Genomic DNA, 18,066 nt, shown 5'->3' with positions numbered 1-18,066 from the left:
ACTTTCACAAAATTAGCAAATGATATTTTATCTATGAAAAAAATTGCTTTAGAAAAAATGAGGACACTCTTTTGACAAAAATGATTAAAAATATGGACAGGGGTATCCTTTTGATGCTTTTAGCCTCTTTGAGCTTTGCTGTGATGGGAGGGTTCGCAAAAGTCGTGAGTCAAGCACTCCCCCCTGTGGAAGTGACCTTTTTTCGTAATATCTTTGGGGTCATTCTTGTAGGTATCGCTATTTATAAGGTCCCTTTAAAACAAATAGGAGGGAAACCTTTCTTGCTTATTTTCCGAGGTTCTATGGGATTTGCAGCACTTTTGGCCTATTTTTATATCATGGCATATATCCCCCTGGGTGAAGCCGTGACCTATAACAAAACCTCACCGATCTTTGTGGCTATCTTTGCCTATCTTTTTTTAAATGAGAAGTTACACAAGAGTGCTTTATTGGCGATCATCATAGGGTTTATAGGGATCGTTCTGGTGGCACAGCCCCAGGGAGGCACCTTTGACAAGTATGATATCCTGGGTATTTTTTCAGGTATGGGGGCAGCACTGGCGTATACTTCCATACGGGAACTCCGTAAGTACTATGATACGCGTGCCATCGTCATGTCATTCATGGGGGTAGGGACGGTCGCACCACTACTTCTAATGCTTATCACCCCCTATGTGAACGTTTCAGAAGAGTTTGACTGGATGTTCGCAGCGTTTGTCATGCCGCAGGGTATAGAGTGGGGTTATGTGATAGCAGTAGGTATCTTTGCAACGATCTCACAGCTTTTGATGACCAAAGCGTATGAACTGACAAAGGCCGGTATCGTTGGTACCATTAGTTACAGTAATATTGTCTTTGCAGTGGTGATCGGTATCATGCTTGGAGACCCCATTCCTGATATTTGGACAGTTTTGGGTATAATCTTGGTAATATTATCGGGGCTTCTTGTAGCTCTGCCTAAAGGACTAAAATGATTTTAATCGCTGGGCCTTGTGTCCTGGAGAGTCGTGACAATGTGATGCGTATCGCAGAATCTTTGGGTCAGTACCATGATGACTGTACCAAAGACTTTTATTTTAAAGCCAGTTTTGACAAGGCCAACCGTACAAGTCTGGACTCTTTTAGAGGTCCTGGACTGGATGAAGGGCTTAAAATGCTTCAGGAGGTCAAAGAGCAATTTGGCTATAAGATCTTAACGGATGTACATGACTACACGCAACCGGAAGCAGCGGCTGAAGTAGCCGATGTACTTCAAATTCCTGCATTTTTATGCCGCCAGACAGACCTGCTTGTTGCTGCTGCAAAAACCTCTGCGGTAGTGAACATCAAAAAAGGACAGTTCTTGGCACCTGCAGCGATGGAACACTCGGTGGGAAAAGTGCTTAAAACCCGAGGGTTTGAGGGTGAGGTGAGTTACGAAAATGCCAAGAAATATAATGTATGGCTGACCGAGAGAGGTACGACATTTGGGTACGGTAACCTTGTTGTAGATATGCGCGGTCTTAAAACAATGCGTGAGTTTGCACCGGTGATCTTTGATGCAACACACTCTGTACAGATGCCTGCATCCGGTGGAGCAAGTTCGGGCGGAGACTCTTCATTCGTACCCTACCTTTCACGTGCAGCGGCAGCAGTGGGTGTGGATGGTTTCTTTTTTGAAACACACTTTGATCCAAGTATCGCTTTAAGTGATGGACCGAACATGATAGAGTTAAGCAAATTGGATGCATTGATCCAACAGATCGATGCGATCAGAACGATCGTCGAATAGATAAAAATCAAATACAAAAAGTAAAGGAATAACATGAAAATTGTAGAAGGCCAGTTATCAGTAGATAAGAGTAAAAAAGTAGCGATCATCAATGCAAGGTTCAACCACTTCATTACAGACAGATTGGTAGAAGGGGCAAAGGATGCCTATGCAAGACATGGCGGAAATGCAGATGACCTGGATCTTATCCTGGTACCGGGTGCTTTTGAAGTACCATTCGCATTGGACAAAGCATTGGCTTCAGGTAAATATGACGCAGTATGTTGTTTGGGTGCAGTGATACGTGGTGCCACACCTCATTTTGACTATGTATCGGCAGAAGCAACAAAAGGTGTGGCATCTGTCACTCTTAAACATGGTAAACCGGCAACATTCGGTGTACTTACAGTAGACAGCATTGAACAAGCCATAGAGAGAGCGGGTACCAAAGCAGGAAACAAAGGTGCTGAAGCGATGGTAGGTCTGATCGAACTCGTTAACCTTTACAGTGAGCTTGACTAATGGCTACAAGACATCAAGCACGTACTGCAGTAGTAGGTCTGCTCTATGCCTATGATCTGGGAAATGAGAATATAGGCAAGTTCTCAGATGAAATTTTGGAAGAGGGCAAGATCCGAAACAAGCAAAAAGAGTTTTCAGATGTACTTTTCCAGGGAACCATAGAGAATCTTGAAATGTTAGACGCCAAGATCAAAGAACATTTGAAAGATTGGGATTATGATGCCATAGGCAAAGTGGAAAAAGCGATCATGAGACTGGGAGCTTATGAGATCCTTGTCGCCAAAACAGATAAAGCTATTATCATTAATGAAGCGGTTGAATTGGCAAAAGAACTTGCAGATGAAAAGTCACCACAGTTTATCAATGGTGTTTTGGATGCATTGGATAAAGAGAAATAAAAAATGATATGCGTGAAAACGCAATGTAAGTGAGGCACTAAATGACGATTCGTACCAATTCTACACATAAACGTATGAGTATTGATGAGGCAGTAGAGCTTATTGAAAATGCTGATCTGAAAACCCTTGGAAAGATGGCACTCGCACGCAAGAAAGAGATGCATCCCAAAGGGGTTACTACCTTTGTGGTGGACAGGAATATCAACTATACGAATATTTGCTGGGTGGATTGTAAGTTCTGTGCTTTTTATACACATGAGAAAAAAGAAGATGCCTACATTCTGTCCTTTGATGAGATCGATCAAAAAATAGACGAACTTTTGGCCATAGGCGGGACACAGATACTTTTTCAAGGGGGAGTACATCCGAAACTGCAGATAGAGTGGTATGAAGACCTTGTTGAACATATCTCAAAGAAATATCCTCAAGTCACGATACACGGTTTTTCATCTATCGAGATAGACTACATTGCCAACCGTTCAAAGATCAGTATCTCCGAAGTGTTGCGTAGATTGAAAGCCAAAGGACTCAGCTCGATCCCTGGTGCAGGCGCAGAGATACTTTCAGACAGAGTACGTGATATCATCGCACCTAAAAAACACGATAAAGATACATGGCTCGAAGTGCACCGTCAGGCACATAAGCTTGGGATCAAGTCAACGGCTACAATGATGTACGGTACGGTGGAGACAACCCGTGAGATTGTAGAGCATTGGGATTATATACGTCAGCTTCAGGACGAGACTGGAGGGTTTAGGGCATTTATCATGTGGTCTTATCAAAGTGACCATACGCAGCTTAAAAGAGAGTTACCAACGATCACTAAGACCTCTTCAAATCTCTACCTTCGTTATTTGGCTGTAGCCAGACTCTTTTTGGACAATGTACCTAACATTCAGAGTTCATGGGTGACACAAGGTTCTTACATAGGACAGATGGCACTTCTTTTTGGAGCCAATGATCTTGGGTCGACGATGATGGAAGAGAATGTCGTTTCTGCAGCAGGAGCGAAAAACCAGATGAACCAGGAAGAGATGATCAAGCTGATTAGAGATGTGGGTGAAAAGCCTGCAAAACGTAATACTGCATATGAGATATTAGAACGGTACTATGAATAAGGACGTTTTTTGAGCTTTGCTCAAAAGAGCTACGTTCACTTATGGCTTGTCATCTAGTGCCTCATTTGCACTGCAATGTAGTTGCTTGTCAGCAGTTGGCTTAGATGACAGTCACATTTATTTTTTACTTTAGAGTAAATAAAAACCTAAAGGTTTTATATGAAGAACATTATTTTATTTTGGATAGCAGTACAAGGAGTATTGATGGCAGCATTGGTTCAAGAGATAGAGGTTAAAGGGAGTAAAGTACCAGTTGTATTTGAGCAAGAGAAGTACCTTCCTATCGTATCGATCCAACTGGTTTTTAAAAATGCAGGACATTTGAGCAATACCAAAGATGGTTTGGCTGACATGTCTGCAAGGCTTATGAATGAGGGTACCTCTAAAGAAGGAAGTGTAGGATTTGCTACTAAACTTGATGCCCATGCTGTAGAGATCGGTGCTCATGTGGGACGTGAGAGTTTTGTCATAGAGGTCTCTTCATTAAAAAGTGAATTTCCCTATGCAGTAGAGCGTCTGGAGGAACTTTTAAAAGACCCAAATTACACCAAAGAGGCACTGGCCCACATCAAACATCAAAAGATAGGCTGGCTGACACAAAAGAAGAGTGACTTTGATTATATCGCAGGTACCTCTTTGAGGGCGACACTTTTTAAAGGCAGTGTGTTAGCCAGACCGTATGACGGTACGATTGAGAGTATAGAGAGTATCTCACTGGAAGATATCCAGACATTTATCTCTACCCATTTAGGGTATAACAATGCCATAGGTGTTGTGGGTGGGGACATTACTTTGGATGAAGCCGAAGGGTATCTGACAAAGCTTCTTGCAGTGCTGCCAAAAGTTGAAGAGGAAGAGGTGGAAAGTATCCAGGCTTCAGATAAGAAAGAGGTCGTACTTATCGATGAAGATACGCAGCAGGCATATATCTATTTTGGTGCACCATTCAACTATAGTTATAAAGAAAAAGACCAGTACCTGGCAAAGATTGCAGAGTACCTTCTGGGAGGTGCCGGTTTTGGTTCACGTCTCATGGAAGAGATTCGTGTAAAACGCGGTCTTACCTATGGTGTCTACTCCTCATTCAGACGTACAAAACCGGTCTCTTACTTGAGCGGATATATGCAAACAAAGCTCAGTACGCAAGATGAGGCAAAAGATCTGATACAAGAGGTGGTAGACACATTTGTCAAAGAGGGTATCACCCAAAAAGAGCTTGATGATACAAAGAAATTCTTACTTGGTTCTGAGCCTCTGCGTACAGAAACACTTTCCCAAAGACTGCATAGAGCCTATAATGACTACTACTATGGAAGACCGCTTGACTTTAGCAAAGAACAGTTAAAAAAGATCGAGTCTGTCACACTGGATGAGGTCAATGCCTTTATCAAAGCACATACGGAACTCTCAGATATCACTTTCAGTATCGTCACCAAAAAGGAAGCTGCTCCTGCAAAATAATATGTCATATTGACATATTATTTCCTTTGTCTCTAAAACTTTTGTATAATCATTAAAACAGAAGGCAATTGGGATGGAAGAAGCAAAACAACTTTTTAAAAAACTCAAAATTCACTCTTTACTCGATCTGGCACTGATCATCCCCACTTCTTATAACGATACCACACTCTCAACGACCCTGGAACTAGGTAAGATCAATACAATTGAGGCCAAAGTGGTGGATTCGAGTGTTTACTCCGGGAAGCTGCGAATCACTTTTAACCTTACACGTTCAGGCAGACGTCTCTCTTCTACGTTTTTCAGGGTGACACCTTACCACCATAAACTTTTTGAAGTAGGATCCAGTCATGTGATACAAGGCAGGCTGGAGGAGTATAAGGGCTACTTGCAAATGTCACAGCCCAAATCCATCAAAACGATAGGGAAGATCACACCCAAGTACAAAACAGTGCTCAAAGAGAGTGAGATATCTTCCCTTATGGAGTGTTATATCAATGAACAAAATCTCTATAAGGAAGGGTTGGACAGTAAAGAGGTCTCTACACTGATGCATATACATTTTCCAAAAAGTATGGAAGAGGTGTATGAAGGTACAACATTCAAGCCTGAATTTGTCACGGTACTGAAGTTTGTTGAAGCCTACAATCATTTAAAAAAGTTACGTGGGAAAAGGGCAGATTTCCCTGCACTAAGAGCACTAACAGGCCGTATAGAGGGGTTTGTTGATCATTTGCCGTTCAGGCTGACACAAGAACAGCAAGAGGTCATCGCACAGATACGATCAGATTTGGCAAGAGAAGAGAAAGCAGCCAAACGTATGGTCGTTGGTGATGTGGGTTCTGGTAAAACGATGGTGATACTTGCTTCAGTGATGATGGCACTACCGCATAAGAGTATATTGATGGCACCTACCTCACTTCTTGCACTACAACTCTATGAAGAGGCATGTAAACATTTGCCTCAACATGTCAAAGTAGCATTGGTCATGCAGGGGAAAGACCAGGGAGATTACAGGGAGGCAGACTTCATCATCGGTACACATGCACTGCTTTATAAAGAGGACCTTCCGCAAGCCTCTTTGGTGATGGTCGATGAACAGCACCGTTTTGGCACCAAGCAGAGACAGACTCTGGAAGCCTTGGTAAGTGCAGATGAGAAAAAACCGCACTTTATACAGTTCTCTGCCACCCCTATACCTCGAACGCAGGCTATGATGGAGTCTGAACTTCTTGATGTCAGTCTCATTACGACAACACCATTTGAACGTGAAGTGTTGACCCAAACGATCAGTAAACAGGATTTTCCCAACCTTATGACACATATTAAAGAGGAGATAGCACAAGAGCATCAGGTCCTCATTATTTACCCCTTGGTAGAAGAGAGCAGTGAAGTACCTTATCAGTCTTTGGAAGAGAGCAGGGGTTTTTGGGAAGAGAAGTTTGAGAATGTCTATGTTACACATGGTAAGGATAAAGAGAAAGAGGATGTGTTACTTGAATTCAGGGAAAAAGGGGATATACTCTTAGCCACAACTGTGGTTGAAGTAGGTATCTCCTTACCGAGGCTTACACTTATCGTGATCGTTGGTGCAGAACGGCTCGGACTTGCCACACTGCATCAGCTGAGAGGCAGAGTCGGACGTAACGGGCTAAAGAGCTGGTGTTATCTTTACTCCAACACTGCAGAGAATTTCAGGCTTGAGCAGTTTGCCCAAACAAGCAATGGCTTTGACATTGCAAAACTAGACCTGAAGTTTCGAGACAGTGGTGACATTCTGGATGGTACGATACAAAGCGGTCAAAGGTTCAAATGGCTGGATATGGCTGAAGATGAAGAGATAGTTTCAAGGGCTAAAAATAGATTGAAAAGTGTAGGTGTTTGAACCCCGGGGTCTCCCGGGGAGATCGACAAAAGGGATTTTAATAAAGTCCGAATCTTCCATCCGCTCTTTTATACATCACACGCATTAATCCCTCATTGTCATTAAATACGATAAATTGTCTTTTTTTCTCAGCTTGCAATGCTTCTATCGCTTCATCAAAATCAAGCGGCTTGTGAAGCTCTAGATCCATTGGTACGATCTCTACTTCTTCTGTCGTTAATTCACTGACAGCTTCAGCTTCTTCACCCAGATCCCTGAAACTCATAATTTTATGATCTTTTATTTTATCTGCATGTCTTCTCAGTGATTTTTTCACTCTTTCTATGGCAAGGTCCATAGCGGCATACACATCTTTATCCAACTGTGTGATAACGATCGTGTTTTTATCTTTAAGGTTAATAATGAACTCTGTGACAAAGCCTTTTTTCCCATTCTTTTCACTGGCTGAGATCACAGTGCTTGCAGAAATAATGTCTAAATGATATTTCTCTAAACTATCGATGGCTGCTTCGGCATATGCTTTGATAGGATCAGTCAGTTCGAAATGTCTTCCCGTTATACTTTTGTTCATAATATATCCTTAATATTAAAGTATAGATATATCGCTATATCCATACTTAATTTTAACTTAAGATACTTAATGAAAGGTAAATAGAGAAGAGATTAAGAGTCCTCTTGACCATCAATATAGGCATATCCGGTTTCTTTTGAAATAATGATAGAAAAAGGTAAAGCTGCATTATTTGTAAAACTAAATGTCAAAGTACAGTCAGCAGTCATATATGTATCATAAGTATTTCCTGCACCACCTACATTTGTATGCGGTCTCCCGAGTTGATCGAAAGCAAGTTGTTTAGTGGTACATCCTCCAGTTGGAGTTACTCCAGATACACCATATTTTTTTCCTAAAAGTATATTCGGGCTCTCTCCAGCTTGAAGTTCAGAGTTGGCATTTATATGGAACATATATTTACCATTTATGGGATCGATTGCTGTTTCCTCTTTTGCAGGGTAAGCTGTAGTTCCTCCAGTATGGTCTGTGTCTGATCCAATAACATAAAACAGATAACCTGTAGTTGTTGTTGTACTAAATTGGATTTGCCATAATTCATTTTGCCAGTTCGTATCAAATGGATCTGTCTTATCATCATTAAGTGCCAAGTGCTGGGTATATCGTATCGCAGAGAGAATGTTGTCTGCCGCTTCCTGCCTTAAATCACGATCCATTCTAGGCATTGCCAAAGCAGCAAGGATACCAAGTACAACAATGACAAAGACTAGTTCTATCATAGTAAAGGCTTTTGTGTGTTTATGTAAAGTTCTCATATTTTTTGTAAGCTCCTTCTATGATATGTGACGTTTAAATTATCTGGATGATCCAGATCTTTATAGCTGACAAAGACATCAATAATGATACTGAGCGGTGATTTTTCAGTGATCACTCCATTGCTCAGAGTATTACAATTGGCATGTAAATTAGTATTCCCGATATAAGAGATATTTACATCGATATTGTAGATATCTGGTACACCGTCTCCATCACTATCACCATAAGCTCCTGTGATGTTGTTAAGGCAGGTTGAACTGTTATGTTCATTGGCTGTAACTGCCATTATGGCATACTCTGTATAGCTTTTTGCTAGAAGGGCAGATTGTTCTCGTTGAAACTGTGCAGTAGTTTCTTTAACTATCTTCCCTGAAAGATTCATTATAAATGCTGCTACTGTTGCCATCAAAACGATAATAAAAATCGCTGTTAACATTGAAAATGCATTTCTCATTAGAATACCGCCTTTTCTTTACATGCTGTGATATTTATATCCTCACTAATTCGTTCTTCTTTACAAATCTTAAATCGGATGGTTTGTCCATCACCTTTAAACTTGAATGTACTTACATTTCTCAGCAAGAGTGATCTTTTAGCACCAAGAGCTACTGCAGGTATGGCAGGAAAATCATAATAAAGATAGAGATGGCCATCTGCCGGGTCTACCATCAAAGCATAAGAAGACCAAGCCAGTTTGTAATGCTCTACGATATGGGGTGCTCCAGTTCCTGAGAGTGTAATGGTTGTACCGGCAATGGTGGCATTATATTCATTAGAGTCATAAGGAAAATATATTTTAGGAGCAGGTGCAGATGTTGAGAGGTTGTTTATAATAGCAGTAGTAGTACCCAATGCAGATCCCGGAGTTGAAAGTGAATTTGCTGTATTGGCAGGATCATCAACATCCAAAAAACCACTCCATCCGGGTATAGCTGTTGCATTGTAACTGTCCATGTCACTAGCAACCCATTGAAGCACAGTATAGGCATTTCCAGTTAAACTCATATCATCAGTGATCTCTTCAACAACAGTGCCGGTACTATTTTTTCTATAAACAGTACCCGGGATTGCAGAAATGAGTCTATTTGCTATTTGTGTTGCGGCTAACTCTGTCTTCATCGTAGCTCGATGTTCTGCTCTTTGTACAATATATCCTTCATAGACTTTGGCGATCATTTCAGCACCAATGGATGAAACAATACCAAGTATGGTGATAACAAAAACAAGTTCGAGCATACTAAAGGCCGGGGTGAGTCTCTTATGATTCATATTAGAAATCCCTCTCTTCAAGTTTGTATCCACCTATATTGCAAGAAAATGCATGTAAGATAATGATTTTGTCAAGTTCGTCTGGACTCGCAGCATCACTGGTAAGTGTAGTGCTGATACGTTTGATGTTAGTGGTAGTTAATGATTCCTGGGTAAAGTCTGCATTAAAATTGATGGTATTGCCAGCAGGGTTGTAAGCAGTAGTATCAGATATATAGAATACGGCAGTGTCAATAGTTACATTCTTTTCAATGTAATTTGTCCCTGTTCCCGTTCCTGCAAGATTCAATCCAATAGTACCTATAAAATCATCCATATCATTTTCTAGACCGTCATTTCCCAGTCCAGCTGCGGCTGTAGCTGTAAGTCTGGAACCATCTGGTCTTATAAAACTTCTGTAGCTCTCCAATGGGGTACCAACTCTTCGCCCTGTCCCATTTCCGTCTAAATATGTAGCTTCAGCGAGGTCAGTTACCGGACTTGCAGTTTGTAAAATAGGGTCGAGCACAGTTTCATCTGCACTGTTTTCATCCCAATGGTAACCCATGATCATATTAACTCTGGATGCAGCCTCATTGATGGCTTCTTGTTGTATAGCGACATAACCACTTTTAGCAGCGGTACTTATGAGCATAGGTGCAGACATCAGTATGATACCCATGATCACGATTGCAAAGATCAACTCTATCATAGCTATAGCCGGGCGTAACTGTTTTTTATTCATTTACCATCCTAATCGTCTATTTTTCTTGGTACTGGTGTTACCACCGACAACATGCCCTGTATCCCCATGTCCTGCCCAATCAGACGTACCGATAAAGCGTACTTTATAGAAAGGACTTGGAAGTTCCAAAGAACCTTCATTATAGATCAACCAACTATTTGTATAAGGAGGTGTTGCGGTGTAGTACGGCAATGTTAGTGGTAGCATATTGTGAACCAATTCTATATCAATAGTTAGTGGTCTGTTTGCTACAGTTGCAGTAACAGTAACAGTTTGATCTATCCCTCCGGATGTGATATGTACCTCTGCCGGATCTTCCGTAGCTGTAGATTCTGAACGAATGATTGCAGAGCCCGCAGGACTTCTTTGAAGTGTGATATTCCCATCATGTCGTGTATTGTTTTCTATATGCCCCAATGATAACCACCAATCAATTTCATTGGTCTGTGCATTAGCTGTATCTATACCATATTCATGGCATTCTGCAAAAGTAAGATCACAATAAACATCAATTGCTATAGGTGTGGTAACACTAGAAGTTGTGATGTCATCATAAAAAGATTGAGATGGTCGGGTTCTTGCATAGTAAAAAGTTGCTTTTGATTCTGCATTAGAGTTGACGCAACTTCCTGTAGGTGGTGCAATACATGGTGATGTTGAAGCATTATCATCACCGACACGACTTCCCTTTATTTTTGCGAGGTCTCCATCATCTATATCTACATACTCAGAGGTGACCGAAATGGAATAGTAAGTACCATTGACATCAAAAGGGTTTTCTGCTTTATTAAGTTCTCTTTTGAAGTTAAAATCGAGTGGGTAAGTACTTTCATACCATTTGATATTTCTTGTTCCTGGACTATCTGTTTCTGTACCAATAGCCCGACCAAATCCTATAAGTTTATCATCTATTTTAGATTCATTTGCATCATCTCCATATACATAAGCATGCGGTTCATTAGGCAGAGTACGACCTGTTGGTATTTTAACCTTTTGAATCACTGTAATATTATTTTCATAATATTGGTTTCCAGCATAGTCCTGTTTAAAGTTTTGTGTAATGCCATCTTGTTTATTACGTGCTTCTATACGTGTATCTACACGGGCAGCCATCGGGCTTTTTGTAGGTGGGGTTGCAGAGGGCATACCCCTCTTATCTGCAACATAGGTAAAGTCACTGGACGGACCTGCATGGTTATAGATAGTAAGGTCTTCAAATGCGAAGTGGTGAGGAATAAATGTTACGTTTTTATCTCCACAAATATAAGTATGCTTAGAACTGTTACAATCCATTGGTGTATCATCATTATCAATCGCTGCCCACTCTTGATCATATACTTCTAAATTGATTAAGCCGACATCATCATAGGTAACACCAACAATTTCTTCCGCACTTCCTGGGTTAGAGGTACTTAAACTTGACAAACCTTCAAACATATAAGCTATTCCCGTTGTGTTCAGCTCAGAAGTACCATGGAGTAAACCACTAGTATCTTTCGTACCATCTTTGAAATAACGCGTCACATATGTACCTAGATCACTCTTAAAATTATGGTCGGTGACTGTATAATCAGCCTGTATATTGTCCAGGGGATCCTTTGCAGTCAGAGAAACGCGATACTCTTCACCAGCACGTAAAAGGTTAGGTGCATCAGCATCCGACATCTCCATATCAAATTTTTCAGGCCGAATGGCAAAGTTGTCAGTTGTACAGACCGGTGCAACATTAAACGTACATAAATAACATCCATAATCATTTACATAAATACTGTCTGTGTCAGGATCATATGTGGGATCACTTGTGTCAGCAATACCATGATTGTTCGAATCACAAGGACGTCCACCGTCTACTCCACATCTATCCCAGGCATCTTGACCGAATGCATCTGAATATTGAACTTCAGAGTTGGCACAGGATGGTACACCGGCAAAGTTTCCATCTGCACTACTACTCAGGATACATTGCTGTCCCTCTACACTTAAAGATTCGGGGTCAATAGAGATAAGTTGCATTCTTGCACTTTTCCTAACGTTACCAGGTACAGTGATAGCCCCTGTCGCAGAGTATGCATTTGGAGGTACGATAATAAAGGCTGGCTGATTTGTACCGGGTTGATAGATCGGTTCAACGTCTCCACTACATGCATCGTTAATAAGGACAGGAGAGATAATAAAGTTGAAAGCAGGATTTTCCGGTGTATATGGTGTTGCAATACCGTTGTCATCCAGATGTACGCCTTCAATCGTTCTTGTCGGAGATGCGGCAACCATGGTTCGTATATATTTTATATTGGTGCCTGTATCTGATGTATCATCTAGACTGTTATTGTAATTGCCTGCCATGGCCGTATCTGTACCGATCGACGTATCAATGATATCAGCAGAGAAATTAATTTCAATACCTCCTTCACCTACACCACTACATGCATAAACTCGTCCAAAGTGATGTTCATTCGATATGTTGTAGTCTGCATAAAGTGCAATTCCGTTCATGTTTGGGTTATAATCAGATGCTGTATCTGTGATGCTAAGATTATTATCGTCTATCCAGTTCTCATCTGCATATACAACATAACCTTCTCTATAAGAAGTAAAACTTTCAAAGTTCAAGGTTGTTTTTGCACCGGCATTCAGTACCGTACCCCCTACTGCAGTGGCGGAACCGCTGCTAAGCCCAGGCGCATACATTTTAGTGACCACAAGTCCGGTTATAGGGTCAGTGGATACATTGTTTTCTTTGACAATAAGCACTTGCGCAACACAAGGGTCTTGCCCTCCTATATTACCATAGAAAAAGTTACCTCTTTTTTCACATGAAGCATTGATATCATCATTCAGAGCGCTTGCAAGTGTGTTTTCTACATAACAAAGATTCTCCGCATTTTCTATTTCTGCAGTAATTGTTGTTTCTTCGTCTGCTGTCGCGTAAGAACCGTTAGCATCAGTGACCGACACGTTATTGGTAACTACACCGGCAGAAGAAGGTGCCGTGACATGTAAATAGATGGTATGGGTATCTCCTGAAGGTATTTCACTGTTATGGGTACATGTGACATGATGAGAAGCAGCTAGTTGATCACATGTCCAAAAGCCAGAAGCTGCATCGGTTTGAGTTTTATTCATATCCATACCTGTAGGCATATCATCTTCTACAACCACATTTGTTGCATTAGTGTCACCAGTATTTGAAACATCAATGATATAATAAAATGGTTCATTAATTTCAACAGGGTCAATACTGTCTATTTTTGTAATTTGCAGGTCAGAACCTGGAGAAGGGGTAGCAATATTATAGGTGATATTAATACTGTACCCTTTCCCCTCACCATCATATATTTTTAGGTAAATAACATCATTTGCACTGACTGAAAAGGTAGATGTAGTATGTGTATCGAGACGGTCTGTTCCATTGTAATAACTACCATCATCACAGGATGTACCGACTAAAAAAGATGCCTCTTTACCATCTTGGTCAGTTTGCCAAGTGATTGTGATATTTCCATCATTTGGTATATGCATTACAGAGTAATCAATACCAGGAATACCAAGACCATTATTCTCATCCTCAATAGTACCGGTAAAATTCGATACACCACTGACTATCGTACTTAAATTTTCACCAGGACAACTATCATTCGTAGGTTCGGCATCTTCATAGGTGGCAGCATATATTTGGGTACTTAAGAGGAAAGAAAAAAGTAATAGATTAAAAAGTATAGTAATATGCTTCATAATTAACTCCTTGGTGACACTACTGGTATTTAGCGTGCAGAATTTAAAATCATTTATTAAATGGGTTTTTATATAAGAAAATCCAATATTAATTGATTATAGAGGTTTTATCGTTAATCTTTTCTTAAATTTTCCATAAAAATATTACATAATATAAATACGTGGTGATAATGGAGATAAAAGGGCAAAATGCTATCTCTTGAGATGAATTTTTCTGTTTTTATAAAACCTAATACGCTTTTTACATACTTTGAGCTATTATATATGTCATTAGATTTTAACTAGGGAAAGATATGAACTTGAAGAAAAGTGTTTTAGCAGGTATGGCTGCAGTGCTCTCATTTTTATTTGTGGGGTGCGGAGATGAGAAAGAAGTGGCTGAGTTTAATAAACCGGCACTCTATTGGTATCAGCAAATAGCCAACAGTATTACGAGTGGAAATTTGGATAAAGCCGATGCATACTACATTTCCCTTAAGAGTGAACATATGCGTTCACCGCTTATGCCGACCTCTTTGATGATGCTTGCACATGCACATATGAATGCCGAAGAGTATCTGCTTGCAAACTATTATCTTGATGAGTATAACAAACGTTTTGGTGAGTATGAAAGCCGTGAATATACAGACTTTATGAAACTCAAAGCGTCATTTTTAGGTATCAAAGATGTCTATAAGGACCAAAAATTGATGATAGACAGTATCGCTACGGCTAAAGTCTATATCAATCGTTATCCGGGCTCTCCTTATTCACCGCTTGTCAATACTATGCTGATAAGATTACATATGAGCCAGTACCTGCTTAATGAAAATATCGCAGCACTGTATGATCGTACGGGCAAAGAAGAAGCAGCAAAGATCTATAGAGACAAAAACAAGGGTTCTGTGGTTGAAATGGCTGATATCACACCGCCTGAAAAAGGCATCATAGGTTATGTCTTCGACTAACCTTGTAACTTGTAGGTACAAAACACCTTTTAAGGGTGTGTTTGATATATAGAAACAAAATTCAATATTTTTAAAGGAGCAACATTATGCAACTTAGTGATTATGATGCATTTCCGACTACCTTACCTATAGTGGTGGAGGATGAACTTTTCCTTTACCCTTTTATGATAAGTCCCATTTTTCTTACAGATCAAAAAGATATCGATGCCGCAGCTGATGCGATGGAAAATAACTCGTTACTCTTTGTGACCTCTTCCATGCCAGGGAAAGAGGGTACACATGATTTTGATACCATGTATAAAGTTGGGGTGATCGGGTCGATCATGCGGAAAGTACATATTCCTGATGGCAGGGTCAAAATACTTTTCCAGGGACTTGCGCGCGGAAAGATCGTTGAACCTCAAGAAGGGCCTTTTAATCGTGCTGTGATAGATGTGGTCACTTTAGAGAGTTATAATAAACTCAAAGCAGATGCTTTGATGGATATTCTTAGAGACAAAGTCAAAAAATTATCTGCTTTAAACAGTCAGATCCCTGCGGACCTTGTACGTACCATCGAAGAGAATGATGAACCAAACCGTATCGCAGACCTCGTTTCGTCCATGTTGAAGCTCGATAAAGAAGTTGCTTATGTTCTCTATGTGGAACTGAATATCGAGAAACGTCTGTTGGGACTTATTGACATCGTAACCTCTCAGATAGAGTCTGCAAAAGTGCAACGTGAGATACGTACAAAAGTCCATACCAAGATCGAACAGACCAACAAAGAGTATTTCTTAAAAGAACAGCTCAAAGAGATCCAGCAAGAGTTGGGGATGGATACACAAAGGGAAGAGGAGATCGCTAACTTTAGAGAAAAAATAGCGGAACTCAAACCTCACATGCAAGATGATGCGTTTAAAGAGATCAGTAAACAGTTGGATCGTTTTGCACGTATGCACCCTGATTCAGCCGATGCCAATGTACTCCAGAGTTACCTGGAGTGGGTACTTGAACTGCCATTCGGTAAGTTGACCAAGAAAAATCTCAGTGTGAAAGATGTCTCCCTTGAACTCGATAAGGACCACTATTCACTGGAAAAACCCAAAGAGCGTATCGTTGAATTTTTCTCTGTACGTGAACTGGCAGAGCTCAGAGGGATCAAACAAAAAGAGACAGGGGGTGTCATACTCTGTTTTGCAGGACCTCCGGGTGTCGGTAAGACTTCACTTGCCAACTCCATTGCCACTGCATTGGGAAGACCGCTTGTACGTATGGCACTGGGTGGACTTGAAGATGTCAATGAGCTTAGAGGACACAGAAGAACGTATGTGGGTGCAATGCCCGGACGTTTGGTGCAAGGACTTATAGAAGCAAAAAGTATGGATCCTGTTATCGTACTCGATGAGATAGACAAAGTAGGACGCAGCATGAGGGGTGACCCTACAGCTGCACTGCTTGAGATACTTGATCCGGAGCAGAACAGTAAGTATCGAGACTATTATCTCAATTTTAATATTGATCTGAGCAAAGCTATTTTTATCGCTACTGCAAATGATGTTGGACGTATACCTGCACCACTGCGTGACAGGATGGAGTTCATAGGCTTGAACTCTTATACGCCTAAAGAGAAGTTTGAGATCGCAAAGCGCTATCTCATACCTCAGGAGCTTAAAAAACATGCATTGAAAAGTAGGGAATTTTCCATAACGGATAAAGCACTGAAAACATTGATAGATGAATATACCAGAGAAGCGGGTGTACGGAATTTACGTCGTAGAATAGCCGGCTTGATGAGAAAAGGTGCGAGACAGCTTTTGGAAGATAAAACAAAAGAGAGCATCAGGATCTCGAGAAAGAACCTGGAAGAGTTTATAGACAAAAAAGTCTTCGAGATCTCTTTAGTAGACAGTAAACCTCAAGTCGGCGTTGTTAGTGGCTTGGCTTGGACAGCTGTAGGCGGAGATGTTTTAACCATTGAAGCCATTAAGATCAAAGGTAAGGGGGCATTGCAGCTTACCGGTAGTTTAGGTGATGTGATGAAAGAGTCTGTTCGTATTGCACATTCCGTTGTGAAGATACTGATAGACAATGGAGACCTTCCTATCTCTTCTTCCATCATTCCTCATAGTCCAAAAGAGAGAGAAGAGCGCATTGCAGTAGATCCAAGTGAAGTCTATAAGCGTTATGATCTTCATATCCATGTACCTGAGGGTGCAACTCCGAAAGACGGTCCAAGTGCCGGTATTGCCATGGTAAGTGCCATTGCTTCCATCTTAAGCGGACAAAAAATAGACAATAAGGTTGCAATGACAGGTGAGGTCACATTGACAGGAAAGGTACTGCCTATTGGTGGGCTCAAGGAGAAATTGATCGCTGCATATAAAGCAGGGGTTGAAAAAGCACTTATCCCAATGAAGAACTATGAACGTGATTTAAATGACATTCCTGATGAAGTAAAGAATAATGTAAAGATCATCGGGGTCTCTCGTATAGAAGAAGTATTGAAAGAGATATTTGTAAAATAGAGGGATTTCGAAAGATTGACCAGCCATAAGGCTGGTGGTTTTATTGTTTTAAGCGGTCAGTTAGTGTACCCACTGGTCTATTTTTTCATAGAGGTTGTCTTGCATCACAGGTTTGCGTAAGAAGTCGTTTGCCCCATTGTCATAGACCTCCGTTTTACGTGTATCATCCGTAGAGAGTACAATGACGGGTACATGTGCGTTATTCATGTCGGATCTGAAGATCTTAAGAAATTCTATTCCATCCACAACCGGCATCATGATATCTAACAGTATGAGATTGATACTAGGATCTTTTTTCATTTTATCTAAGGCATCAGACCCATTTTCTGCCTCTATAATGTCTGTGACTCTTGGATTCTTTTTTAAAAGAGTCTGTATGAGCTTTCTGTTGATGAAATCATCATCAACAACAAGTACTTTTAATGCCAT

16 protein-coding genes are annotated in these 18,066 nt (G+C 40.7%); 9 read left to right on the top strand and 7 right to left on the bottom strand.

The window, feature by feature from the left end; translation table 11 throughout:
• Positions 1 to 80: 80 nt before the first annotated feature.
• The 7 genes from MN086_RS08800 (at position 81) to recG (ending at position 7,131) form a co-directional block, all read left to right on the top strand.
• The gene (locus MN086_RS08800; protein WP_248577095.1) at positions 81 to 974 is read left to right on the top strand and encodes a DMT family transporter; all 894 of its coding nucleotides are present in this window, start codon (positions 81 to 83) and stop codon (positions 972 to 974) included.
• Entirely contained in the window at positions 971 to 1,771 is an 801-nt protein-coding gene (gene kdsA / locus MN086_RS08795; RefSeq protein ID WP_248575639.1) for a 3-deoxy-8-phosphooctulonate synthase, read from the top strand. Before MN086_RS08800 ends, kdsA begins: the two co-directional genes overlap by 4 nt.
• 33 nt (positions 1,772 to 1,804) lie before the next feature.
• Entirely contained in the window at positions 1,805 to 2,272 is a 468-nt protein-coding gene (ribH, locus tag MN086_RS08790) for a 6,7-dimethyl-8-ribityllumazine synthase (protein WP_248575638.1), read from the top strand.
• On the top strand, positions 2,272 to 2,670 hold the full coding sequence (gene nusB / locus MN086_RS08785; RefSeq protein WP_248575637.1) for a transcription antitermination factor NusB: 399 nt from the start codon (positions 2,272 to 2,274) through the stop codon (positions 2,668 to 2,670). Before ribH ends, nusB begins: the two co-directional genes overlap by 1 nt.
• A 41-nt stretch (positions 2,671 to 2,711) precedes the next feature.
• Positions 2,712 to 3,788, top strand: a complete 1,077-nt coding sequence (locus MN086_RS08780) for a dehypoxanthine futalosine cyclase (RefSeq protein ID WP_248575636.1) — start codon at positions 2,712 to 2,714, stop codon at positions 3,786 to 3,788.
• 204 nt (positions 3,789 to 3,992) lie between these two features.
• Positions 3,993 to 5,249, top strand: a complete 1,257-nt coding sequence (locus tag MN086_RS08775) for a pitrilysin family protein (protein WP_248575635.1) — start codon at positions 3,993 to 3,995, stop codon at positions 5,247 to 5,249.
• Between the two features lie 73 nt (positions 5,250 to 5,322).
• Entirely contained in the window at positions 5,323 to 7,131 is a 1,809-nt protein-coding gene (recG, locus tag MN086_RS08770) for an ATP-dependent DNA helicase RecG (protein ID WP_248575634.1), read from the top strand.
• A 37-nt stretch (positions 7,132 to 7,168) separates the two neighbouring features.
• Here recG and hpf read toward each other — a convergent pair whose 3' ends face one another.
• From hpf to MN086_RS08740, 6 genes are all read right to left on the bottom strand, one after another.
• Positions 7,169 to 7,702, bottom strand: a complete 534-nt coding sequence (gene hpf / locus MN086_RS08765) for a ribosome hibernation-promoting factor, HPF/YfiA family (protein WP_248575633.1) — start codon at positions 7,700 to 7,702, stop codon at positions 7,169 to 7,171.
• Positions 7,703 to 7,794: 92 nt separating this feature from the next.
• Complete coding sequence (locus MN086_RS08760; RefSeq protein WP_256465826.1) at positions 7,795 to 8,457, bottom strand: Tfp pilus assembly protein FimT/FimU; 663 nt, start codon at positions 8,455 to 8,457, stop codon at positions 7,795 to 7,797.
• Positions 8,454 to 8,912 (bottom strand): type II secretion system protein, encoded by a 459-nt coding sequence (locus MN086_RS08755; protein ID WP_248575631.1) that lies wholly within the window; start codon positions 8,910 to 8,912, stop codon positions 8,454 to 8,456. Before MN086_RS08755 ends, MN086_RS08760 begins: the two co-directional genes overlap by 4 nt.
• On the bottom strand, positions 8,912 to 9,727 hold the full coding sequence (locus MN086_RS08750) for a prepilin-type N-terminal cleavage/methylation domain-containing protein (protein WP_248575630.1): 816 nt from the start codon (positions 9,725 to 9,727) through the stop codon (positions 8,912 to 8,914). Before MN086_RS08750 ends, MN086_RS08755 begins: the two co-directional genes overlap by 1 nt.
• 1 nt (position 9,728) lies before the next feature.
• On the bottom strand, positions 9,729 to 10,451 hold the full coding sequence (locus MN086_RS08745; protein ID WP_248575629.1) for a type II secretion system protein: 723 nt from the start codon (positions 10,449 to 10,451) through the stop codon (positions 9,729 to 9,731).
• Positions 10,452 to 14,183 (bottom strand): DUF11 domain-containing protein, encoded by a 3,732-nt coding sequence (locus MN086_RS08740; protein WP_248575628.1) that lies wholly within the window; start codon positions 14,181 to 14,183, stop codon positions 10,452 to 10,454. It lies immediately after the preceding gene.
• A 293-nt stretch (positions 14,184 to 14,476) separates the two neighbouring features.
• Here MN086_RS08740 and MN086_RS08735 point away from each other — a divergent pair, with 293 nt between their 5' ends.
• Together MN086_RS08735 and lon are read left to right on the top strand one after the other, a co-directional pair.
• Positions 14,477 to 15,130 (top strand): outer membrane protein assembly factor BamD, encoded by a 654-nt coding sequence (locus MN086_RS08735; RefSeq protein WP_248575627.1) that lies wholly within the window; start codon positions 14,477 to 14,479, stop codon positions 15,128 to 15,130.
• A gap of 86 nt (positions 15,131 to 15,216) precedes the next feature.
• Complete coding sequence (gene lon / locus MN086_RS08730) at positions 15,217 to 17,637, top strand: endopeptidase La (protein WP_248575626.1); 2,421 nt, start codon at positions 15,217 to 15,219, stop codon at positions 17,635 to 17,637.
• A 60-nt stretch (positions 17,638 to 17,697) separates the two neighbouring features.
• Here the strand turns inward: lon and MN086_RS08725 are convergent, their stop codons facing one another.
• Entirely contained in the window at positions 17,698 to 18,066 is a 369-nt protein-coding gene (locus tag MN086_RS08725) for a response regulator (RefSeq protein WP_248575625.1), read from the bottom strand.

This window comes from Sulfurovum sp. XGS-02, assembly GCF_023213175.1.
Classification (GTDB): Bacteria; Campylobacterota; Campylobacteria; order Campylobacterales; family Sulfurovaceae; genus Sulfurovum.
Note: the sequence above shows the minus strand (reverse complement) of the source record. Positions and strands in the feature narration are given on the sequence as shown.